Annotated in this window: 18 protein-coding genes and 1 pseudogene; 13 read left to right on the plus strand and 6 right to left on the minus strand. The window is 69.1% G+C overall.

The annotated features are described in order from the left end of the window. Positions 1-11: 11 nt before the first annotated feature. From ABD385_RS09675 to ABD385_RS09685, 3 genes are all read right to left on the minus strand, one after another. A complete protein-coding gene (locus tag ABD385_RS09675; protein ID WP_344574672.1) occupies positions 12-1,163 on the minus strand; it encodes a tyrosine-type recombinase/integrase in 1,152 nt (383 codons plus the stop codon). Next, positions 1,163-1,444, minus strand: a complete 282-nt coding sequence (locus ABD385_RS09680; RefSeq protein WP_344574673.1) for an excisionase family DNA-binding protein — start codon at positions 1,442-1,444, stop codon at positions 1,163-1,165. Before ABD385_RS09680 ends, ABD385_RS09675 begins: the two co-directional genes overlap by 1 nt. 154 nt (positions 1,445-1,598) lie before the next feature. After that, entirely contained in the window at positions 1,599-2,135 is a 537-nt protein-coding gene (locus ABD385_RS09685) for a helix-turn-helix domain-containing protein (RefSeq protein WP_344574674.1), read from the minus strand. A 327-nt stretch (positions 2,136-2,462) separates the two neighbouring features. Between ABD385_RS09685 and ABD385_RS09690 the strand changes: the two genes are divergently transcribed. From ABD385_RS09690 to ABD385_RS09705, 4 genes are all read left to right on the plus strand, one after another. Further along, positions 2,463-3,935 carry a DnaB-like helicase N-terminal domain-containing protein gene (locus tag ABD385_RS09690; RefSeq protein ID WP_344574675.1) on the plus strand — a complete coding sequence of 491 codons (1,473 nt, stop codon included), beginning with the start codon at positions 2,463-2,465 and terminating at the stop codon, positions 3,933-3,935. Between the two features lie 252 nt (positions 3,936-4,187). Beyond that, entirely contained in the window at positions 4,188-5,015 is an 828-nt protein-coding gene (locus tag ABD385_RS09695) for a DUF2637 domain-containing protein (protein WP_344574676.1), read from the plus strand. Between the two features lie 391 nt (positions 5,016-5,406). Next, complete coding sequence (locus ABD385_RS09700) at positions 5,407-5,748, plus strand: plasmid mobilization relaxosome protein MobC (RefSeq protein ID WP_344574677.1); 342 nt, start codon at positions 5,407-5,409, stop codon at positions 5,746-5,748. After that, positions 5,745-7,472, plus strand: a complete 1,728-nt coding sequence (locus ABD385_RS09705; RefSeq protein WP_344574678.1) for a relaxase/mobilization nuclease domain-containing protein — start codon at positions 5,745-5,747, stop codon at positions 7,470-7,472. The genes ABD385_RS09700 and ABD385_RS09705 overlap by 4 nt, the downstream gene beginning before the upstream one ends. Before the next feature lie 88 nt (positions 7,473-7,560). On the opposite strand, the gene ABD385_RS09710 is transcribed toward ABD385_RS09705, so the two are convergent. Together ABD385_RS09710 and ABD385_RS09715 are read right to left on the minus strand one after the other, a co-directional pair. Beyond that, positions 7,561-7,974, minus strand: a complete 414-nt coding sequence (locus tag ABD385_RS09710) for an NUDIX hydrolase (RefSeq protein ID WP_344574679.1) — start codon at positions 7,972-7,974, stop codon at positions 7,561-7,563. Next, positions 7,971-8,630, minus strand: a complete 660-nt coding sequence (locus ABD385_RS09715) for an NUDIX hydrolase (RefSeq protein ID WP_344574680.1) — start codon at positions 8,628-8,630, stop codon at positions 7,971-7,973. Before ABD385_RS09715 ends, ABD385_RS09710 begins: the two co-directional genes overlap by 4 nt. 403 nt (positions 8,631-9,033) lie before the next feature. On the opposite strand from ABD385_RS09715, the gene ABD385_RS09720 reads away from it, so the two are divergent. The 7 genes from ABD385_RS09720 to ABD385_RS09750 all read left to right on the plus strand — a co-directional run bounded on the left by ABD385_RS09720 (position 9,034) and on the right by ABD385_RS09750 (position 14,470). After that, entirely contained in the window at positions 9,034-9,543 is a 510-nt protein-coding gene (locus ABD385_RS09720) for a nucleoside-diphosphate kinase (protein WP_344574681.1), read from the plus strand. 79 nt (positions 9,544-9,622) lie between these two features. After that, entirely contained in the window at positions 9,623-9,922 is a 300-nt protein-coding gene (locus ABD385_RS09725; protein WP_344574682.1) for a hypothetical protein, read from the plus strand. 164 nt (positions 9,923-10,086) lie between these two features. After that, positions 10,087-10,671 (plus strand): CYTH domain-containing protein, encoded by a 585-nt coding sequence (locus ABD385_RS09730; protein ID WP_344574684.1) that lies wholly within the window; start codon positions 10,087-10,089, stop codon positions 10,669-10,671. 38 nt (positions 10,672-10,709) lie between these two features. Continuing rightward, on the plus strand, positions 10,710-11,474 hold the full coding sequence (locus ABD385_RS09735; protein ID WP_344575018.1) for a hypothetical protein: 765 nt from the start codon (positions 10,710-10,712) through the stop codon (positions 11,472-11,474). A gap of 2 nt (positions 11,475-11,476) precedes the next feature. Then, on the plus strand, positions 11,477-12,868 hold the full coding sequence (locus ABD385_RS09740; protein ID WP_344575019.1) for a hypothetical protein: 1,392 nt from the start codon (positions 11,477-11,479) through the stop codon (positions 12,866-12,868). A gap of 57 nt (positions 12,869-12,925) precedes the next feature. After that, entirely contained in the window at positions 12,926-13,663 is a 738-nt protein-coding gene (locus ABD385_RS09745; protein ID WP_344574685.1) for a class I SAM-dependent methyltransferase, read from the plus strand. A gap of 210 nt (positions 13,664-13,873) precedes the next feature. Continuing rightward, positions 13,874-14,470, plus strand: a complete 597-nt coding sequence (locus tag ABD385_RS09750; RefSeq protein ID WP_344574686.1) for an ATP-binding protein — start codon at positions 13,874-13,876, stop codon at positions 14,468-14,470. Here ABD385_RS09750 and ABD385_RS09755 read toward each other — a convergent pair. Beyond that, a pseudogene (locus ABD385_RS09755) lies at positions 14,427-14,996 on the minus strand (IS110 family transposase); the annotation flags it as partial. The gene ABD385_RS09750 and the pseudogene ABD385_RS09755 overlap by 44 nt on opposite strands. A gap of 584 nt (positions 14,997-15,580) precedes the next feature. On the opposite strand from ABD385_RS09755, the gene ABD385_RS09760 reads away from it, so the two are divergent. Next, positions 15,581-19,882 (plus strand): DUF6603 domain-containing protein, encoded by a 4,302-nt coding sequence (locus tag ABD385_RS09760; RefSeq protein WP_344574687.1) that lies wholly within the window; start codon positions 15,581-15,583, stop codon positions 19,880-19,882. A gap of 4 nt (positions 19,883-19,886) precedes the next feature. Beyond that, a complete protein-coding gene (locus ABD385_RS09765) occupies positions 19,887-22,151 on the plus strand; it encodes a hypothetical protein (RefSeq protein WP_344574688.1) in 2,265 nt (754 codons plus the stop codon). The last annotated feature ends 7 nt before the right edge of the window (positions 22,152-22,158 follow it).

Below are 22,158 nucleotides of genomic sequence, written 5' to 3' on the forward strand. Positions count from 1 at the left end.
CACCCACACATTCAGGCTTCCTTCTTGTGCACTCGCCGCTCCATCGCCTTGCCGCGGTCCGCGCGAACCCTCGCGTCGATGCTTCCGGCGACCTCCCGCTGCCGCTGGTCGTCGGAGTGCTGGTAGATCAGCGCCGCCCGCTCCGAGGACTGGCCGGCGCGGACCATGGCGTCCCTGAGGGTGGCACCGGCCCGGGTGGCCAGAGTGTGCCCCGTGTGGCGAAGGTCGTAGAAGCGGAAGTCGTCCGGCAAGCCGACCTGCGCTCGGGCCCTGCGCCACTTGCGGCCGAAGGAGGATCGCCGGAACGGGGCGCCCTTCTCACCGACGAACAGCAACCCGTCGAGGCCCTTCTCAGCGAACCAGTCGAGGTGGCGCTTGACCTCCATGTGCAGGAAGCCAGGGAGGTAGATGGTGCGCACGCCCGCGTCCGACTTGGTGTCGCCCTCAACGCGGCGGCCGGTCGTCAGCTCGGGCGCCGCTTCCCGGATCTTGACCGCGAGGGGGTCGAGGGTGACGTTGGTCCTGCGCAGGGCCGCCTGCTCCTCCGGGCGCATCGGGCCGTAGGCGCCGAAGTAGACCATCAGCCGCCAGCGCGGACCGAGCGCGTCGGCGAGCGCGTCGACCTGCTCGACGGTCGCGGTGGGCCGCTCCTTCGCCTTCTCGGTGCCCGCGCCCTTGATCCGGCAGGGGTTGCGGCGGATCAACTCGTCGTCGGTGGCCGTCTCCATGATGGCCTTGAGCAGGCGATAGGACTTGGCGACCGTGGTCGCGCCGGTGGCCTGGAGTCGCTCGGCCCGCCAGGTGCGGACGCCGGGCGGGGTGATCTCGTCCAGGTCCATCGGGCCGAAGGTGGGCAGGATGTGTAGTCGCAGGAGGCGGCGGTACAGCTCGTCCGTGGTCGCGGACAGCCCGCGTTCATCGACCCACTTCAGCGCGTACGCCTCGAAGTTGACCGCACCGGCGTCGGGGTCGATCCAGTGCTTGCGCTCGATGTCGGCCTGGGTGAGGGTGAGCCAGATCTGCGCGTCGGTCTTGGACTCGAACGTCTCCGGGGCGGTCCGGCGGCTGCCGTCCGGTGCCCAGTAGCGCGCCTGCCATCGGCCGGAGGGAAGCCGGCGCACGGTCCCGAATTCACGCCGCCGCTGCGGCTTGCGGGCCGTCATCAAGCCGCCCTCCGGTAGGCCGAGCGCGCTTCGCGGAGAGTGGGGACGGTGTGGTCGTCGATGTACGCGTCCAGCACGCTGGCGCGGATGCGGACGTGGCGGCCGACCTTGACGTAGCGGATGCGGCGCTCCTGGACGAGACGCCGGATGAAGCGGACGCCGGTGCCCAGGTGCTCGGCCGCCTCGGCGGGGCTGAGGAGCGGGTCGGGGGTGGGGGTGATCACCTCCTTCGCGGACTTCGGGGTCTGGATGGAGGCGTGGGGTATCGCCGGGCGACGCAAGGGTGGGTCCTCGTCTGGCGGGTGCGGCGCGGCAACACCGCACTCCGCCGGGTCGTTCTTGGGATGGGCGGAATGTGTTGTGTTCCCTGGACCGGGGATTCGCGGGCCCCAGGGCCGGGGTGGTCTGTGGCAGCAGGCCAGGTTGGCCAGCCGGTCAGTGGTCCTGGCTGGCTCCGGGCTCGTCGTCGGATGCTTCGTTGGGCGGCTGAGTGAGGTGGAACGCCTGAGCGAAGTTCGGGATGGCCTCGTCGGCCAAGGCGCTGGCGACCATGACCTCGGCTTCGTCTCGAATGTCGGGGTGTTCCGCGAGGTAGGCGTCGAAGGCGTCTCGGGCTTGGCTGAAGGCGGCGCCCGCCCGCTGGGTCTCACGGAACGCGCGGACGACGTTCTCGATCAGTTCCATCGCTCGGGCCTTGGCGGCGAGCCGCGGCGGTCCGACGAGGTTGTCCAGCGAGACGCCGAAGACCTCGGCGAAGCCGATCGCCTCGTCGAGGTTGACCCGGCGCTTGCCGTTCTCGATCCGCCACACCGCGGACGGGTTCATCTCGTACCCGGCCTCGTTCATGCGGTCCGACAGGGAGTTGGTGCTCCAGCCCCTGGCCTCCCGCTCGACCCTCAGCCGGGCGGCGACGTTCTCCTCGCCTCTGAGCAGAACCCCCTCTTCGGCACCGTCCGCTTCCGCGTCGGTCATGGATCAATCCCTCCTTCCTCAGGCATCACTCTTCTGCGTTTTGCAGGAACGACTCAACAGTAGCATCCATGCTGCGGTTCGCAAAGGGTTTCTGCAATCGGCATTCGTGTGGCATTGTTGTGGTCCCAGCCGCCCGACCACGACCGCAGGAGCCCGCCTCACCCCACGATCCGCGCAGCAAAAAGCCCCCCGGTGAAGCGAACACCGAGGGGCTCAAGCGCGAACCTCATGACCGCCCATCCCTGAACGATCTCCTGCGAAGCCGGGGTTGCCGCCCCATATGGCCCGCAGTCGAGGAGCTCCGTGCCCCACAGTACGACCCCGCCCATGCCCGCGTCCATGTCGCAGCCCCCGCACGACGTGGACGCCGAGTGCGCCGTCCTCGGCGCCTGCATGCACGACAGCGCCGCCATCGACGAAGTACGACCCGTCCTCGGCGACGACGCCTTCTACCGTCCCGCCCACGAGACGATCTGGCGTGCCCTGCTCTCCCTGCACAGCCAGGGCAGGCCCACCGACCCGATCGCGGTCAACGACCGCCTCGGGGAACTGGACGCCCTCCAGCGCGTCGGCGGCCCCGGTTACACACACCAGCTCGCCGGCGCCTCCCCCGGCATCAGCGGCGCCGTCTACCACGCGGAGATCATCCGCAGGAAGGCCGACCTGCGCCGCCTGAGCGCCGCCGGCCTGCGCACCCTCCAGCGCGCCCAGGAGCCGGGCGCCGACCCCGACGTGATCCGCAGCGGGATCGAGTCGGAGATACGCGCCGAGCGCGAGCGTGCCCTCGCCTCCGGCCACGGCCGCCTCTCCCAATTCCTCACCGATGGTTGGCACTTCGTCACCGCGACCGGCGCCGAGACGGAGCCGCTGTGGGGCACACCCGACAAGGTCGCCTGGGGCTCGGGCGAGAGCCTGATGATCGTCGGGGCGCCGGGGGTGGGCAAGACGACGCTGGCACACCAGGTCGTCCTGGCCCGGATCGGCCTGCGGGACACCGTCCTCGGCATGCCGGTAGCCCCCAGCAAGCGGGTGCTGTACCTGGCGATGGACCGACCGAAGCAGATCGCCAAGGCCATGGCCCGCGGCATCGATGCGCCCGACGAACCGCTGCTGCGGGAGCGCCTGGCCGTCTGGCAGGGCCCGCTGCCCGCGACCCTCGACAAGGAGCCCGACCTCCTCGCGGACCTCGCCGCCGCCCACCAGGCCGACACCATCGTGATCGACAGCCTGAAGGACGCCATCAGCACCCTCGTCGACGACGCCCTCGCCGTGGCGTTCAACAACGCCCGCCAGCGCGCCATCCGCAACGGTGTGGAGATCATGGAGCTACACCACCAGCGCAAGGCGACCGCCGACGCCCCACGCGGCCAACGCCCCACCCTGGACCGGGTCTACGGCTCCACTTGGCTCACCTCCGGCGCTGGAAGCGTCCTGTTCCTCTCCGGCGACTCCGGAGACCCCGCCGTCACCCTGCACCACCTGAAGATGTGCACCGGCGAGATCGGACCGCTCCAGCTCCTGCACGACCACACCCACGGCACCACGACCGTGGACCCGGCCCTCGACCCGTCCGCCCTGTTGGCCGCCCACCCCGGTGGGCTGACCACCCGCGACCTGGCCACCCTCCTCACCGGAGAGACCACACCCTCCCGAGGCGCCGTCGAAAAAGCCCGGCGCGAGCTGGAGCGCCTGGTGAAAGCCGGAAAAGCCACGAAGGCCGAAGGCATCGCGGGCGGCAGCGGAGGCGGCCAGCAGGCCCGCTACTACACCACCGTGCGGCACATGAGCGTCGTCTCCTGACCCCGCCCGGCCGGGCCCGGACCGTTCACGCGCCCCTCTCGCCGCCATGCCCTCCACGCCCGCCCAAAGCGTTCACGCGTACCGCAAAACCGCAGGTCAAACGTTCACGCGACCGTACACGCCCTACACGCGACAGAGCGTTCACGCGCGAGCCCCCCTTTAGAAGGGGGCTCGCGTGTACGCCCCCCTCGTGAACGCCGTGAACGCCCCGCCTCTCCCCTCCCGCACCACCACCTCAGGAGCACCACCCACATGCCCGCAACCCCGACCGCCATTCACGGCACCACAGCGATCCGCGGCGGCATCGCCCTGCTCGGCACGATCGGCTTCGCGCTGTCCTACGACGCGTTGCGGCAGATGGCCGTCGCCATCCACATCCGCGGGCTCCTCACCTACGCCTTCCCCCTCGTGATCGACGGGTTCATCGCCATCGGCGTCGGCGCCCTCCTCATGCTCCGCACCGCCCCGCTGCGCTCCCGCCTGTACGTGTGGGCTCTCGTCGGCCTGGCCACCGTGACGAGCATCTGGGCCAACGCTCTGCACGCCGTACGCCTCAACGAGCAGAGCCACCAAGACGATGGCCTCAGGCTCGGCGACCTCACCGTCGGCGCTCTGTCCGCCATCGCCCCGCTCGCCCTCGCGGGCGCAGTTCACCTCTACATCGTCATCCGCCGGCACCCCACTCCTCGCCCGCAGGAGGCCGACACCGCCGTGCCCCCGACTCTCGCCGACAAGGGCCACGGCGCACAGGAGCCAACTGTTCCCGATGTGGCTGACGATCCCGCTCACGCGGCTTCGGACACCACCGATGTGGCTACGGCCCCGCAGCCCTCCGCCGAGCCACAAGGCCACGAGCCCAGCGAAATCCCCGCCGAACGGCTCTCCATCGCCCGCACCGCACCACTGGGACGCAATGACCGCGCCTCGCGCCGCCACATCGAAGACACCTTCCGCAGCAAGGGCCTCACCATCGGCAGGAAGGAAGCGGACAAGATCAAGGACATCCTTCAAGCCGAACTCGACGGGGCCACCTCTCAGCGGCAGGGCGAGATCGACGCAGCTCCCGTCGGCGCCACCTGATCCCGCGATCCAACCGATCGCCCGCCCTCCCGGCTCGCCCCGTGTCCCCGCGCAGACCAGCGCTGGGATACGGGGAACGCGCACAGCGTGGCCGTGACACCAACACCCCACGGAGACCCAACCCATGCACGACCCGTACTACGAACTCCCCACCAAGCAGCAGGAGATGCCCCCCACCCCTAACAGCGCAGCAAGTTGTACCGGGAGCAATGCTCCCGGGAACCCCGCCCCAGAGGTGGCGGGGAATGCCCCGCGCCAGGGGGCGCCGGGCAAGGAGGCTGCGGCCGAGGGCGGACCGCAGCAGGGAGGGGACAGGCCGGCCGTATCCCTCGCGCGCAAGCGTCAGCGTCCGCGCCAGGACAAGCTGCGTCCGCACCAGCCCAGCTGCCGCATGAACGATGCCGAATTCGCCCGCCTCAGCACAGCCGCCGAGCACTGCCGGATGAGCAACGCCGCCTTCCTCGCCTACGCCGTCGACAAGGCCGCCCGCGACCTGACCCGTACCGCCGCCGAGATCGCCACCGAACGGGAAGTCCTCGACGAGATCTTCGCCGCGCGTCGGCACTTGGGCCGCATCCACGGCCTGTTCAACCAGGTCGCCAAGGCCCTCAACTCGGGCGCCGACACGCCCCACCTCGACGCCACGGCCCAAGCGGTTCACGGAGCAGCCCGTCGCATGGAGGACGCCGCTGACGCCCTGCTCGCCCACCGCGACGGCGGCGCCCCGAAATGATCCCCAGCATCCACAACCGCGGCAGCGACACCGCCGGACTGATCCGCTACCTCTACGGCCCCGGCACCCACGAGGAACACATCGACCCCCACCTGATAGCCGCCTACGATCCACTCACCCCCGACCCGGGACGCGACCCGCAGGCCACCTACGCTCGTCTTGCGCGTCTGCTGGACCAGCCGGTCAACGCTCTTGCGGAGAACCGACGTCCGGACAAGCACGTCTGGCACCTATCCGTACGCGCCGCCCCCGAAGATCCCATCCTGGCGGACGAGGACTGGGCGGCCATCGCCCGCCGCATGGTCGCCGCCACCGGCATCGCCCCCGACGGCGACGAGACCGCATGCCGATGGGCAGCCGTGCGGCACGCCGACGACCACATCCACATCATCGCCACCCTCGTCCGCGAAGACGGCCGCCGCCCCCGCCGCCACAACGAAGCCCGCCGCGCCCAGACCGAAGCCCGCAGCATCGAAGCCGACTACGGACTGCGCCGCGTCACCCCCGGCGACGGCACCGCCGCCAAACGCCCCACCAGCGCCGAACGACACAAAGCCGAGCGCCAGGGCCGGGATCTCACGGCGCGCGAGGAGCTGCGCGAAACAGTCCGCCGCGCGGTGGCCGGCGCCGCCAGCGAGCAGGAGTTCTTCGACCGTCTCAAGGACGCCGGCCTTCTGGTCCGCACCCGCGTCCTGCCCTCCGGAGACCTGCGCGGCTACACCGTCGCCCTGCCCGGCGACCGCAACAAAGGCCGCGAACCCATCTACTACTCCGGCTCCGAACTCGCCCCCGACCTCTCCCTGCCCCGCATCCAGGAACGCTTCACCACAGACCCCGCCACACCCGAGCCGGCCAACGACGACCCTCGGGAACACCGCCCCGCCCCCCGCTCCGCACCTGCGGACGCCCGACGCACAGCCACCAACGCGGCATGGGCAGCGCTGTTCGCCTTCGACCAGGGCGACGAGGGCGCAGTCGCCGCCCAGATCGCCGCCACCGGCGAAGTCCTCGACGCCCTCGCCAAGTCCTCGGCCCTCCACACCCGCCAGCAACTACGGGATGCGGCCTGGGCTTTCGAGCGGGCCTCCCGCTCCCACACCCGGGCCGATTTCCGCCATGCCCAGCAGCTCCGCCGAGCGGCTCGCGAGCTCGTACGCAGTGGTCCGGCGTTCGGGAGGGGCGAAGACGGTGCTGGCACCGCGATGGTCATCGACACGCTGGTCTTCCTCGCCGTCGCGGCATCCCGCTGGCACGCACAGCGCCACCACTCCCAGCAGGCCGAAGCCGCAGGCCAGGCTGCCGAACATCTCCGGGCCGCCTATCGGCAAGCCGCCGCCGCGCCCCTCGCAGCACTGCAGGAGCGCGGCCGCCGCATCCCACCGTCACTACGCCGCCACCAGGAGGCAGCCCTTCGCACCGCGCTGCCCGAACTCGCCGACACCGTGCTGGCCGAGCCAGGCTGGAACGCCCTGGCCGCAACCCTCACCGACGCAGCACAAGCCGGCCACAACACCCAAGCTCTCCTCACCGAAGCCGCAGCCCACCGGGAACTCGACACCGCCGACTCCATCAGCGAAGTCCTCGTCTGGCGCCTACGCCGCACAGCCGACCTCCCCGCCTACGCCCCGGCCCCGAAAGCCCCCCAGGCCAGCCGAGCCGCCGACCAGCAGCCCGTTGCACCGCACCTCACAACGAGTCCGGCACCACGCGCACCGCGCCGCTGAGAACACCACCCGCGCATTGCGTGACGAGCCTGACCGGTTCCCCCGGTCAGGCCCGTCACGTATTTCGGACGCCTCGTGCACGAAGCGGCTAACTGGCGAGACAAGCATCCAAGTACTGCTGCACCGGCCCGAACAGCCCGTACGGGACATACTCGGGGATCTGGTCGTGTGCCACCCAGGCAAGCTCGGCCAGTTCCTCGGTGTCCGCCACATGCGCGATTCCACTGATCACTTCGCAGGCGGTGTAGGACATCAGCCTGCCCGTTGCCGGGTGGACACGCTCGCCCAACAGCTGGACGGCGGAGACGTCCAGACCGGTCTCCTCCTTGGTCTCCCGCACGGCGGCGTCCTCACGGATCTCACCGGGCTCGACTTCGCCAGCCGGGAACTGCCAGGAGAGCTTCCCCTCGCTGACCCGACGCCGGACCATCAGAACGCGTCCCTCGTGAACGATGATGGCCGCTGCAATGCCGGGTCGCTCATCGGCTGTCTGCTGCGTCACGTCTGCTCCTCCAGGACAGCAAGCACGGGCGGGAAGATCGTATCGACGGGGATGAACCGAGTCACCGCGTTTCTGGGAACCCACATCACGTCGATGTTCTCGACGGCATCGGAGTTGGTGGCCTGGCCCGCGAGGTACTCGCACAGGAAGTATTCGCACAATACGCCGGTCACCGGGTGAAGCCGGTTTCCGAGATGCTGCCGGACCGCGCAGTGCACGCCGGTCTCGTCCAGCGTCTCCCGCACCGTCGCCGTCTCGGCCCTGGCGCCCGGCTTGATCACGCCTGCCGGGAACTGCCAGCTGAGGCCAGTTGCGTCATCGTCTCGTCGGCATACCAACAGCACCTCGCTGTCGCGTACGACCACGGCGATCGCGACGCGCAGGGCTTGCGCACCTGCCGGGCCCGGTGTGGGCGAGCCGCGTTCACCGGAGACCAGGAGCGCGAACCGCTGGCGTGCCGCTGGCGGGGCCTTCTCGTGGACGGTGTCGAGGAGCTGTTGCATCTCCTTGCGCGGCACTACGGCTGGGTCGGAGTGCCAGGCCGCCACGGTCCGTACCGCGATGCCGAGCCGGGCCGCGAACTGTTCATTGGTGAGGCGCAGGGCGGACTGCAGCAGGCAGGCGTGGCGGCCGCTCCAGAGTTCGATCACATCCACTTCCGCCCTCCTCCTTCGCCCCGCTCTCAGTGCAGGAACTCGCGCACTGAAGGTGCACTCCGGCTGCACTGGCGGTTCATGGCCGTCCCGCGGGTGACTCGGAAGAATGATGGTCACCAGGGTGAAGCGAGCCACAGGAGACGCCCTGAGCGGCCAACCCGCCTATGCGTAAGAGCGCCGGTCGACCGAAGGAAGAGTCTAGGTGAGCACCCTCAACACGTAGTGAGCTCAAGGAACTTGGCTGAAACGGGCCCCTGTTTTCAGTCCTATCGTGCCCCCTTCCGGTGTCCGCCATCCGAGGGAAGCTCCGGGCGTCCGGTCGAGCAAGTGGGCGCCGGTAACCTCAGCTTCCTGGCGGCTGATCCGCCGTCAATCTCCATGCATACAAGCCGAAAGGGACTCCATGGCTGAGGATCAGGGAAACCCCGTTGAGCGCACGCTCGTCCTGCTCAAGCCCGATGCGCTCGTACGTGGTCTGGCGGGGAGGATCATCACCCGGTTCGAGGAAGCCGCGCTGAAGATCGTCGGCACCAAGATGAAGTGGATGGACGAGGAGTTCACCCGGCGGCACTACTTCGACCTTGAAGAGAGGCTGGGCTCGGAGGTCTACCGCGTCACGTCGACTTTTATGCAGCAGGGGCCGGTCATCGCGCTGGTGCTGGAAGGGTTCGACGCCATCGCCACGGTGCGGAAGATCGTCGGTAGCACGTACCCGAACCAGGCGCCTGCGGGGACGGTGCGAGGCGACTTCTCGCACTACAGCGCCGCCGGCAGCATCGCCTCGGGCAAGGCCGTGGCCAACCTCGTGCACGCCTCCGGCAACAAGGAGGAAGCGCAGCAGGAGGTCGAGCTGTGGTTCGACAAGGACGAGCTGCAGGACTACAAGACCCTCGCGGAGGTCTACACGTACTAGCGGCGGGCTGCGGAGTCACCGCGGGGGTGCCGATGCGTTGAGCACCACCAGTGCACGACCGAACTTCTGAGGGGAATCCATGACCATCCAGACCCGCCTGGCCTCCGCCGATGAGCTGGAGTCCATCTTCCAGCGTGAACTGACGACAGACCGGTGGGCGGCCACCGAGACCGCGTACGCCTTGGCGGTACGCCACCGCGACCTGGGGGATCGACCCAAGTCCCGCGAGTGGGTGCAGCAGTGCCTGCGCCTCCTGGAGGGCTTCCCCAGCGACACCGAAGACCAGGTGGCCACCAGCCGCACCTCGGTGGGGGGCGTCCAGCTCCCGACCTACCTGCACGAAGGCGTCGTCCGGGCACGCTTCGGCGACCTGGACTGACCAGTGATCTATCCGGCGGGGTGGTGAGCCGGGCTGAGTGACGGCCGCACCGCCCCGCCCCTGACCCACAACCGCACAAGCAGCAGCCACCCGAACCGGCTACCCACCCCCTTGGCGCCGGTCCGGCTGGCTCCGTCATGCCTGATTCAGGAGGCGATACGCCCATGCCCATCGAGATCGAGATGCGTGCCCGTTTCAGCAAGGAGGCACGCGACCAGCTCGTCGACCGTCTGACGAGGGGCGGCGAGGACCTGGGGCCCGACGACAAGCACATCTACTTCTACGTGCTGCCGGACCAGTTGCTGAAGGTCACCGACAACACGGCCGCCGGCACCGCCAAGATCACTCTCAAGGGAAGCAGGATCGGCCGGGGCGCCGCATTTGAGGAGACCGAGTTCGCCATCGCCCCGGCCGACGTGGGCGCCGCGGTGAAGGTGTTCAACGCTCTCGGGTTCGAGGGAGCGATGCACGAGGCGTCCAATCTTCGGCACAACTTCCGCTTCGACGGTGTCGAGATCGCGGTCAAGTGGAGTGAGGCATGGGGTTACCACGCCGAATTCGAGATCCTGCTGGACGACGACGCCTCCGACGCCGCTCGTGCCGAGGCAGCCGCCAAGATCACGGATGTCGCCAACGAGCTGGGCGTCGCCCTGATGACCGAGCAGGAGCTGGCCGAGTTCACTGCCGCCTTCGAAGCCGCTGAGAAGGAGCGCAAGGAGCGCGAGCGGCAGGCCGCGCCCATCCGATAGGAGCACGTCACCGCGGAGACCACCAAGGGGTGGGCATGATGAGCACGACCCCAACGACCGCAAGCCTGATCGACCTTGCTGCCCGAGGGCAGCTGCCACTCCACCAGTACATGGACCGGGCCACCATCGACTGGATCATCACGAACCGGCCCGATCTCCAGCTGTCGCCGCAGCTGGACCTTCGGCCGCTCTCTCAGTACCTCCTGCGGCGGGCCGCACTACCGCGCGACTGGATTGCCGAGCCCCGTCTGTACGACTCGATCCACGGCGTCCGGCACGCGATGCGCACCGCGGCATTGGCCGCCATCCTCGCCGAGGCGAACGGCTTGGACGATGCCGACACCACCACCGCCATCGTTGCCGCCGCCGTCCACGACTGCCAGCGTCATCACGACAAGGACGACCGCGGACACGGGGAACGCGCGGCGATATGGCTCGCCGCCAACGCGGACACCGTCTGGGGCCGCTTTGACCTCACGGCCACACCTCGCCGCGTCACACGGGCCGCCACCGCCATACGACTGCACGACGTGCCCTACGGCGCATTCAGCCCTGACGACCAGGCCGACTACCTGCGGGCCCAGATCATCTGCGACGTGGTGAAGGCCGCTGATGCTCTGGACCGGTACCGCCTGCCGAAGACCAGGTGGTGGCCGAACGCCCGGCACGTCAAAGAGCCCGCCTTCGACGCGTTCCGCAGCCTTGCCTTCGACCTCGTGAGCATCTCCGAGAAGGCCCACCTTGCCGGTGCCCACAGCCCGGCGGCCGTCCTGTACGCGCTTTCGGAGAAGGAGCTGGCGTGACCATGGACTTCCTCGACGCCTACCACCTCTGGGCCGACGCCCACGCCTTCTACGACACCACCCTCCTCCCCAGCCCTGCCGACACAAACGACCCGCTGGCCCGGCAGTCGGCAACCTGGGACGAGCGGCTCGCCGCCACACCGAACGGGCGCCTGCTGCGCCAGAACTCCCTCTTCGACGCCCTCAACGGCAACAGCAGACTGCACCTCCTCCACGTCACCCACGCCCTTGAACAGATCAACAAGCAAGGAGTTCTCTACCCGTCCGGCGGCTGCCTCGTCGGGAGCGTCTACTGCGCCCCGCTCACGGCTACGGACCAGGGCCTGCGAATGCACAACCTGGCTGCGTACGTCCTGACCAAGGAGGCGCCGGCCTTCCTGGCCAAGCTCGGCGTCACCGACCGCGTACCCACCCCACTGATCTTCGAGATCAACACCCCACCGCAGGCGTACCAGGGCCTGGCGGGAGTGGACTACCTCCGGCTGGGCCTCATCCACTTACGGATCTACTGCCACCTCGAATACCTGCTGAGCAAGAGCGAGCGCCACCGCTTACGTGAGACCGTCGTGGCCAGGGTGAAGAACTCTGCCGCCTTCCTCGCCACCGCGGCGGCCGTGGCCTACCGAGGCACGCACATCGCCGCCAGGCCCTTCCTCGGCCTACTCGACGAGACCATCCCCCGCTTACCGATCCTCGGCTACCTGTACTTCGAGGCACTGGCGGAGTACCTGATGCTCCACTCGACCTCGCAGCACACGCGACGCCTGGCCGACATCGGAGAGCTGAACAACTGGCTGTACAAGGAGATGCTCTTCGCCTCCTACCCGGACATGGCCGGCAAGTTCGACCTCGCGAGGTTCCGCCCCAGGCCCGGCCAGCTGGCCGACCTCATCCACCAGGTCGACCCGACCATCGAGATCAACCACGCGGCCGACTATCTGGTCGAACGCATCAGCCACCTCATCGCAGCCCGGCTCTTCGCCCCTGGGGAGGCCCCGGAAGCCTGGCATCACAAGCGCTGGGAATTCGACGCCCTCTCCACCCAGCTCGGCCCCCTGCTGGGCCACCTCATCCACCGGGAACTGCGCACCTTCGGCCGCTACCCCGACTTCTACTTCTACTTCGACCAGTACAAGGCCCTGCAAGCCTGGAACTACTGGAACCACATGGACATCGTCACCCCGTTCAACGGCACGATGCCCAAGGGCGAGATCGGCATCAACCCCGCCTACCCCAACCTCGACTACCGCGTCTGGCGCGCCGACCAGGACGACGCCGGCCACCTCCACCCGGCCGAGCAGCTCTCCTTGACCATCGCCCCGCGGCTGGTGGACATCAAGTACACCCTCATGCGCAACAACCAGTGGACCGCCCCGGCGCCCAGCGCCGCGTAACCACTGCAGCCTTCACCAGCAGCTGCTCTGCTGCCTCTTCTTCCCAGGAGCCCCGCCATGAGCTACTTCGGCATGCCCTCCGTCGACCTCCTCGGCGAGCAGATCGACGCCGTACTGAGCGCGCCCTCCACCACCCACGGCCTGGCCCGATCACTCCGCACAGCGGCCTGGGAGATCGAACTCCACCGCTATCACCACGCCAGCCAGCGGGCCTGGCCCGACAACCGCATCGCCCAAAAGCCCACCAAGGTCCAGATCGGCGGCGGCACCCACCGCATCGAGGACTTCTTCAACATCGACGCCGTCCCGCCGGCCGACCTGCTCTGGGACGTCCGCGAAGGCATCCCCCTGCACGACGACACCGTCGAGCTGATCTTCTCCGAGCACTTCCTGGAGCACGTCGACTACCCCCGCTCCGTCAAGTACTACGTCCGGGAAGCCCACCGCATCCTGGCTCCGGGCAGCCGGATCATCACCGGCGTCCCCGACGCCTCCTTCGCACTCAGCCAGTACCCCGGACCACTGAACCTCGCCGACGAGATGGTCGAGCGCTGGTATGCCAGGCGCGACTGCCGCAACGACATCAACACCCGGCTCGACCTCGTCAACCTCGTCTTCCGCGACCAGGACGACGACCCCAAGTACACCCCGCACCTCTGGGCCTACGACTACGAGAAGCTCGTCCAGCTCTTCACCGAAGCGGGCTTCGCCACCGTAGAGCCGTGGACCTTCGACACCAAGATCGCCAATCCGAAGCGCCGCTGGGGAAGCGTCTACGTCGTCGCCACAAAGTAGCGACGACGTAGACCCCCGACCACCCGGATAGCGACCTCCCCGGCCGTACTCCCCCTGAGGGCTGTCATACCCACAACGGTCGGCATGCGGCGCCCCACGCGCAGTCGTCCCCGCTGAGGGAGGCATCCCCCGTGAATCACATCGGCCAGCCGCTCAGCGCTCTCTCCTCGCCTCAAGCCCCGGTCTGAAGTCCGTCGAAGGGTCTCCGGCATGCGCCTCCACAGCCAAAGCTTCCTTCTAGTCCGCGATCCGACCTCGGTGCCGATCAGTCGTCGCCGTCTCCAGGGTCTGGTGAAAAAGTGGGGGCTCCGTCTCGACGAGTCCTCCGATACCGCACTGACCGTCATCACCTCGGAACTGGTCACCAACGCGGTGCGGCACGGAACCGGCACGGTGCTCACCATCACGGTGTCCGCCAACCTCAGCCGACGGCGAATCCTCGTCGAGGTCTACGACGGTTCGCTCGTCCTCCCTGTTCCGCACTGGGCGGATTCCGAGGACGAGTCCGGACGCGGGATGGCACTAATCGACCGCTTGTCCCTCTGTCACGGGGCCGAGCACACCACCTGCGGCAAATGCGTCTGGGCCGAGATCGCCATGCCCCCACAGCGAGTCATCCGTCAACGGCTCACTCTCCGCCCTCGACGGGCCGCCCGAGCTATCGCCCGCCGTTTGGGCGCAGCCCGCCAACCCGTGACGACCTTACGCGCAGGAAGCCGTGCTGGTGACGGGCGCCATGCGCCGGCTGTTACGCACAGATCCTCCGCCCTGCGGCCTGGTGAGTCTGGTACCCCGTCAGCAGCCTGAGCGGGCCGGTGTTGGTCACGTCCAGGGCTCGTTCCATGGCCGGGAACATGCTCAGCAAGGTGCCGCGCAGGGTGTTGACCACGCGGGTGCGGTCCTCCACCAGGTCGGCCCGGCGGCCGGTCAGCAGCTTCAGCTCGATGGCGGCCTCGTCGCAGGGGCGGATGGGCCGCAGGTCGCGGCGCATCCTGGCCTGGTCGGCGATCACGTAGGCGTCGCGGGCGTCGGTCTTGCCCTCGCCGCGGTAGCCGTCGGAGGCCCGGTTCACCAGGCGGCCGGGCATGTAGAGGACCTCCTGGCCGTGGTTGATCAGCAGGGCCAGCAGCAGCGCGGGCTCGCCGCCGGTCATGTCGACGACCCAGGTGACCTCGCGGCCGTCGGCAAGGTCCAGGACGTCGCCCATCAGTTTCAGCAGCTCGGGCTCGTCGCTGGCGACCTGCCGCGACAGCAGCGTCTTGCCGTCCACGTCCAGCGCGAGGCCGTGATGGTGGCCCTTCCCGCTGTCTATCCCCGCCCCTATCCGGCTCATCGTGCTCCGGACGTAATCCGGTAGGGCGCCCCCGGATGCGACTCTTGGCCCTCCCCCTGTCTCGGATGGGGGCGAGCTCAAGGCGGTCGTCGTAGCCAACCGCCCCCCGACACTGTCGCCGGACGACACGTCTCCCATCTGCTCGCCTGCCAAAACTTCGAGGGCTACCTCAGAGGTACAGCCACCCCCGCCAAGGAGCGAGAAAGCGATACGAACTCCTGTTTGACAATTCACTCGCAGTGGTGTGGGTCCCTGTCCTGATCTGCACAGTGGTGTCACCTGCCACGATCGTGGAGTTGTCTTTGCTGGTCGAAGGCGGCGGAGCCTACGCCCATGCCGGTCCTCCGGGGAGCATCGCGTCTGACACGGACGCCCCCTGCCCAGCCTTCGCCCCGGTGAATGTGTGTGAGGCCTGGCGCTACAGGCCGTCGTCAATGCTTTTGCGCCATGCCGCTGGGGCTGGCGCCCTTTACCCCGTCGGAAGGGCGACGCTAGGTTGCCAGACCGGACGGTCACCTTTCGATCGCACTCCGTTACTTCGTGGTGATCCCTGCTAGCTGCCATGACAGGGGATTGATGTAGTCATGCCACTTTCCGTCAGTGAGCTGCGCAAAGCCCTGGAGATCGCCCAGGGTGACGGCTCCTTCCAGATCGGGCCGGTCGACCTCGGCATCCCCGACGTCCTCGATCTCTTCGGGCGCTTCCTCCCGGACGGCGTGATCGACCTTGTCAACGACGTCGCCGTGGATGTGGAGCGGCTTTCCGTGGCCGGCACGATCCAGCTCGCCTCGCAGGTGACCTCTGTGGCCACAGTGTTCTTCTTGCCGGACGAGGCGTGGGAGTGCGTCGCCGGGGTGCGGGTGGACATGCGGCTTCCCGAGGGCGACGGGCTGCCGGACGAGGTGAAGGAGATTCCTGCTGCCTTGGAGCGCGTTGGCCTCGGCGCGCTGCATGTGGTGTTCGGGGCTGAGCCGAAGGCCGGCGGCGGGGTGCAGGGCCGGCTCGGGTTCGGGGTCGACCTGAACTTCCCGGACTCCGGGGCCGTTCCGAAGCCCTACGTGTGGGGATACGCGCCGCTGGGCTCGGACCAGCAGTGGTTCGTCACCGGCAGCTTCCCGGACGTGCCGCTGGAGAGCCTGGATGACCTGCTGGAATTCGCTGACCTGCAGCCCGGTGGCTTTCATCTGCCACCGGATGTGCCCCAAGCCATCGCGCTCGCCCTGACCGGACTGGCGATCAAGTTCGTGCCGCGGCAAGCCGCGCAGGACTCACGCCGGCAAGCCGTGGACCACGACTGGCTGAAAGCGGGCCTGACGGTCTCGCTCGGCACCGAGTGGGACGCGATCCCCGGCGCGCTGAAGATCGAGGCCCTGGCCGCGGAGTTCCAGGTCGAGAACCCGCTGAGTGCGTCCCCGGCTCTGGTGGTCGGTGTCGGCGGGCGGGTGCAACTGGGTGCCGACGTAGTCGTGGATGTCCACGTCGCCTACCCGGACAGGACTCTGAGCGGGACACTCACCGAACCTTTCCCCCTGGTCTCGCTGACCGGCTCGCTGCCGCCGGGAATGGGCATCCCCGACGACGCGATGGTCAGTGCACTCACCGTCGCAGGTGACCTCAACCCACCGCCGGACCGCGGCTACAGCTTTTCCGCCACGCTGCAGAACGCCTGGCGCATCGGCGGTGACCGGATCGAGCTGACCGACGTGACGCTCACCGTCACGAGTATCGGCGACGAGACCGCGGGCGAGGTGAGCGCGCAGTGGCGGATCGGCGAGACGGGAACACTGGACGTCACCGGAGCCTGGACGAACGCCGGTGGCTGGTCGTTCCGAGCTGAAGGCTCCGACATCCGGCCCACGGACCTGTTCGACGCACTGGGGATCACACCACCGGCGTTCGTCACGGGCCTGACGATCGACGAGCTGCTCGTCGAATTCGATGAGCAGGCGAACGTCACCGTGGTGCTGCACAGCGCCGTCGACCTGGGCGAGCAGAGTGCGGCACTGGAGCTGCGGATCGCCGCAGGCGGCGGCGAGACGGCCGTCTCCGGGACGCTGGAACTGAAGCTGCCGAACCGGCCGATGACGTTCAACGTGCAAGCTGCGCAGGGCGAGGCTGGGAAGTGGCTGGCGGCCAAGTGGGACGCCGGCAACGAGCCGGTCGAGGGCCTGGACCTGCTGCCGGCCCTGGGGCTCAGCAGCCCGGCCGACACTCCGGCCGCGCTGCTGCCCCGGCTGGACTCCCTGACGCTGTGGTACGAGCCGGGTGCCGGGCGAGCAGCGCTGGCAGCGGCGGCCGGATACACCTCGTGGGCGTTCGCGGCGGTGGACCGGGCGTTCGGCGCAGCGGCCCGGCTGGGGCTTCGCGCCTCGGCCACCCAACTGCCGATGGTCGGGGACTTGATCCCGGCGGACAGCGACGTGGGGATGGAAGGCGTCGGATTCGCGCTCACCTCGACGGGCTGGAACGAGGCCGCGGCCACAGCGGCGAACGAACTTCTGGCACAAGTGGGGGAGTTCGGCGCAGCGGCATCCGGGCGGGCCGATTCGGCGGTGCTCCCGACCGGCTGGGAAGCCCCGGTCCCGGCGGTCCCGGACGGCGCCGTCGCCGCCGTCATGCCCGTCTTTCCCGAGCAAGCCCCGATCGCAGGACTCTGCCTGACCCTCGCGTACACCGTCGGTGGGGACGAGCAGGAGCCCCTCGTCCTGGAGGTCTGGAACCGCCGGGGCGGCGGCAACCTCCCCGCCCGACTGACCCAGTCGTTCGACGCCGGCCGCGATCTCGACCTCGCCATCGGCCCGCTGCGTCTGAAGCGGATCGCCGTCGGCTATACCGATCAGCGCGTTTTCGTCGCCTTCGACGCGACCCTCCAGGTCGGCCCGGTCGAGTTCGCCTTGCTGGGCCTGGGTATCGCCGTCGATGCCGACTTCGCCGCGCCCGGAGCCGAGCCGGTGCTGTCCGGAGCGACCCTGCGCATGGACAATCCGCCACTCAGTATCGCCGGCGCGTTCGAGAACCGGCCCGACCCCGGCTATTCCGTGCTGCTCGGTGGTTCGGTCGCCGTCGAGGCGAAGTTCTTCGCCATGACCGCGCTGGGCGCCTATGCCCGCAGCCGCGACGGCTGGTCCTCGGTCTTCCTGTTCGGCGAGGCCGGTGGTGTCGGCGACGCCTCCCTGTTCGGGCCGCCGGCGTTCACCGTCACTGGGCTGTCCGGTGGTTTCGGCGTCAACAGCGACGTGCGGATGCCGACGGTCGAGGAGGTCGGTGAGTTCCCGCTCGTCCGGCGCCTGAGCGGCTCCGGGTCGCCGTCGCCGCAGGAGGTCCTGGAACTGCTGATGGGCCCGGATGCGTGGGTACGGCCGGTGTCCGGCAGTTACTGGGGTGCGGTCGGCGTCCAGTTCACCTCGTTCAAGTTCATCCAGTCCCGCGCTTTGGCCGTGGTCACGTTCGGCAACGAGCTGGCCGTGATGTTGCTGGGCCGCACCACGGTGACGTTCCCCAAGAGCGCCCAGGCGGGTCGCAAGGTCCAGGCCCGGCTCAACATCGACCTCCGGCTCGGCTACGAGGACCGCAAGGGCCTGCTGTCGATGGATGTCGCCGTCGCCGACGGCTCGTTCGTCTTCCACGAGTCCGCGCGTCTGACCGGCGGCATCGCCGTCTACATCTGGACCGGCGGTCCGAGCCGGGGCGATTTCGCCATCACCGCCGGCGGGTACCACCCCTCCTACAACGTGCCCGCGCACTATCCGCGGCCGGCGCGCATGGGCTTCGTCTGGTCGCCGGACAACAACATCCGGGTCAGTGCTCAGATGTACACCGCGCTCACCCCGAACGCGATCATGGCCGGTGGTCGCCTGGAGGCCCGCTACGAGAAGGGCTTGCTGTCCGCCTGGTTCACCGCGTACGTCGACGCCCTGATCCAGTGGAACCCCTTCTACCTGGAAGTGAACGTCGGCGTGCGCATCGGCGTCGCTTTCACAATCAAGGTCTGGTTCGTGAAGGTCCGGGTCTCCATCGAGGTCGGCGTGGACGTCGACCTGTGGAGCCCGCCGCTGGGCGGCCGGGTCGGCGTCAAGGTCTGGTTCGTCAGCTTCAGCTTCGGGTTCGGAGCCTCCCGGCCCTCGCTGCCGCCGCAGGACTGGAAGGAGTTCCGCCAGCAGCTGCCCGATCCGCTGGCCATCACCCCGCTCTCCGGCCTGCTGCCGGACATCGACCCCGCCGAGCTCGCGGCCCGCACCGCGGCGCAGGCGCCGACTGCGATCACCGCCGCCGGGTTCATCGTGGAGACCACCTCGGCGCTGCCCGCGTCGCAGACCTACGTCAACGACGTGCCGTTCGGTGAAGGCGGCAAAACCGTCGACATCCGCCCCATGGGGAAGCGGGACCTGACCTCCGAGCACCGGGTCGCCATCAAACGTAACGGCAGCACGTTCGACTGGCAGCAGTACGGCTGGACCATCACCCAGATCAAGCAGGATGTCCCGAGCGCGCTGTGGGGCGCGCCGGGCAAGCCGGGCCTGGACGAGGGCCTGATCCCCGGCCACCTCGTCGGTCTGCGCATCAAGATCCCCGATCCCTCGGTCGGGAACGAGGTCGGGCCGATCAGCACCGAGGCGCTCGGCGTGGAGGCGCTGCCGGAAGGCCGGATGCCACTGCGCGACGCGGCTCCCACCGGGCCGGTCCCTGCAACCGACCCGGACAGCCCGTCTCTGATCGCCGACACCCTGGCCGCAAGCGGCGTGAAGGCCAGGCGCACTGCTGTCCACGAGGCGCTGGGGCGCTGGAGTTTCGCCCCGGCCGACGGCGCGCTCGACAAGTACGCGGCCCGCGCGCAGAGCACCCTGACCGACGCACCACTGGTGCTTCCGACGACGATGGCGAGCTGACACCGTGGCCACCCGACCTTTCACCGCCGGCGCCCGCACCTCGCAAGAGCTGCTGGACGTCACCTTCGTGGACCACATGAGCCCGGCCGCGACCGCTGGGAAGTACACGATCGAGCTCGCACACACCCTCATGGAGGGCACGACCCCGGTCGATGGCAGCGATCCTCTCCAGCGTGACCCAGAGCATTTCGAGATCCGCGCGCCGCAGTTCATGCTCGATGGCGCAACCGTGCAGGCGGTCTACCCGGCGCGCGGTGCGGACGGCGACTTCGGGCTGGTGCTGCCGCACATCACCCTGACCCGCGAGTACCTGCCGTGGGAACGGGAGCCGAAGTGGTCACTGGCCCAGCGGCGTGCGCCGTGGCTGGCATTGATGCTGTTCAGGGCCGGAGAACTGCCCGACGATCCCGAGGGCTTGGCCCTGACGACGGAGCGGACGGTGCGGGAACTGCGCGCGTGCGACGACGAGAAGGTGCTCGGTCCGGAGCTGACCGGTCTCGACGAGCCCACGCTGGCGGGCAACTGCCGGACCATCGACGTCCCGGCGTCGGTGTTCAAGGCCGTCCTGCCCAGGGAGCAGGAGCTGTACTACCTGGCGCACGTCCGCGACGTCGACGAGCCGAAGCTGCTGGCGGACGGCGAGATCCTGATCAAGGGCACGTTCAGCGTGGTCACCGCCAACCGGTTCCCGCGTGGCGAGGGCGACTACGCGGTGCATCTGGTGTCGCTGGAGGGCTTCGACAAGCATCTGGGCGGGACGCTGCCGGACAAGGTCGAATACGTCCGGCTGGCGTCACTGTGGTCGTGGTCGTTCCGCAACGATCCGGCGGCGGCGTTCGACGCGCCCGGCATCCTGGCGGACCTCGTGGAGCCGGGCAACACCGATGCGGAGAACCTGGCACTGCGGATGCCGCGTCCTGCGAACGCCCCCGGCTCGCCGAGCGCGGACGAGGCGCACGCGTTGGAGCAACTGCGCCTCGGCTACGTACCGGTGCCCCATCGGCCAATCACCGGCGAGCACACCTACGCCTGGTACCGCGGGCCGTTCACCCCGTTGACCGCGCAGGACATCCCGGCCTTGGACACCTCCAGCGCACACACCACGGCCGACTTCGCCCTCATCTACGACGGCACTTACGGCGTCTTCGACGTCTCCTATGCCGCCGCGTGGACGATCGGCCGGATCGTGGGGCTGGCCGACCCGTCCTACGGGAAGGAGGTGACGCGGGCGCGGCGGGAGCTGGCGAACACGGCGGTGCGCATGATGGCCGTGGCGAACGACCCCGTACGCTCCGCGGCCGGCGTCTCGTCGGCCGATGGGACCCGGTTCGGTCTCAGTGCCCTGGCCCGCCTGGCAGCGAACCGCGGCGGCCGGTCCCTGGTCGACGCGCTTGGCTCGCCGCAGCTTCCGCAGGAGGCGGTGCCCGAGCCCGTGCCACTTGCCCGGCTGAGCCGAGCCGACGCACGCGCCGCGCTCGACGACGACTGCCGGGCCGCGACACTGCTGTCGGTAGCGAGCCACCGGGCCGGGACACTGACCGACCGGCTCGCCGAACTCAGGACCCTTCGGTCGGTGCCGTTCTCGTATCTGGTGCCGGATTTCCGGATGCTGCCCGAGGAGTCGCTGCGGCTGTTCCGCGTCGACCCGGTGTGGGTTGACGCGTTGCTGGCCGGGGCTCGGGACGTGGCCGTGCACACCTCCCTCGACCAGCGCTGCGACCGGGCTGTGCGGGCCGCGACGCGGTCCGGGGACCGCTCCGGTTATCCGGCGGCCGGGCTGCTGATGCGCTCGGACCTGGTGCCCGCGTGGCCGGACATGGTCGTCGTCGGCAAGAAGGGGGCGAGGGCGCTGACCGAGATCCGGCGCGAGCTGGTGGCCTCGGACATCCTGTTGTGCCTGTTCGACGACGTCCCCGACCAGGTGCTCATTCGTGAACCGAGCGAGGGCATCCACTTCGGCATCGACGCCGACTCCGCCGGGCGTGAGGTGATCGGGCTGCGACAGCTCAAGGACGGCCAGAACCCGCCGCTGGGCGCCACGTTGCCCGGCCAGTACTTTCCCACCGGCTCGGAGACAGTGTTCGCCAAGTACCTCCGCCCTCCGCAGGAAGGCGGCGTCGCCGACGTCCTGCGCCTTGAAGGAGACGGTGGCTTGATCAAGCCGCTTGCGCAGGCGCACTCGCTGTCCGACCTGCATCCGGCACAGCTCGCCGTGCAACTCGTCAACGCGCCGCTGGAGCAGCGGCTGATGCCCGGCCAGGGCTCGTGAAGGAGGC

This window comes from Streptomyces lunalinharesii, assembly GCF_039532155.1.
GTDB classification, from domain to species: Bacteria; Actinomycetota; Actinomycetes; order Streptomycetales; family Streptomycetaceae; genus Streptomyces; species Streptomyces lunalinharesii.

Bases quoted from the DNA above. Each gene is read 5' to 3' on its own strand.
- ABD385_RS09730 (WP_344574684.1), top strand. From the start codon at position 10,087: ATGCCCATCGAGATCGAGATGCGTGCCCGTTTCAGCAAGGAGGCACGC.
- ABD385_RS09745 (WP_344574685.1), top strand. From the start codon at position 12,926: ATGAGCTACTTCGGCATGCCCTCCGTCGACCTCCTCGGCGAGCAGATC.
- ABD385_RS09675 (WP_344574672.1), bottom strand. From the start codon at position 1,163: ATGACGGCCCGCAAGCCGCAGCGGCGGCGTGAATTCGGGACCGTGCGC.
- ABD385_RS09740 (WP_344575019.1), top strand. From the start codon at position 11,477: ATGGACTTCCTCGACGCCTACCACCTCTGGGCCGACGCCCACGCCTTC.
- ABD385_RS09690 (WP_344574675.1), top strand. From the start codon at position 2,463: ATGCCCGCGTCCATGTCGCAGCCCCCGCACGACGTGGACGCCGAGTGC.
- ABD385_RS09685 (WP_344574674.1), bottom strand. From the start codon at position 2,135: ATGACCGACGCGGAAGCGGACGGTGCCGAAGAGGGGGTTCTGCTCAGA.
- ABD385_RS09705 (WP_344574678.1), top strand. From the start codon at position 5,745: ATGATCCCCAGCATCCACAACCGCGGCAGCGACACCGCCGGACTGATC.
- ABD385_RS09760 (WP_344574687.1), top strand. From the start codon at position 15,581: ATGCCACTTTCCGTCAGTGAGCTGCGCAAAGCCCTGGAGATCGCCCAG.
- ABD385_RS09725 (WP_344574682.1), top strand. From the start codon at position 9,623: ATGACCATCCAGACCCGCCTGGCCTCCGCCGATGAGCTGGAGTCCATC.
- ABD385_RS09750 (WP_344574686.1), top strand. From the start codon at position 13,874: ATGCGCCTCCACAGCCAAAGCTTCCTTCTAGTCCGCGATCCGACCTCG.
- ABD385_RS09735 (WP_344575018.1), top strand. From the start codon at position 10,710: ATGAGCACGACCCCAACGACCGCAAGCCTGATCGACCTTGCTGCCCGA.
- ABD385_RS09720 (WP_344574681.1), top strand. From the start codon at position 9,034: ATGGCTGAGGATCAGGGAAACCCCGTTGAGCGCACGCTCGTCCTGCTC.
- ABD385_RS09695 (WP_344574676.1), top strand. From the start codon at position 4,188: ATGCCCGCAACCCCGACCGCCATTCACGGCACCACAGCGATCCGCGGC.
- ABD385_RS09700 (WP_344574677.1), top strand. From the start codon at position 5,407: ATGAACGATGCCGAATTCGCCCGCCTCAGCACAGCCGCCGAGCACTGC.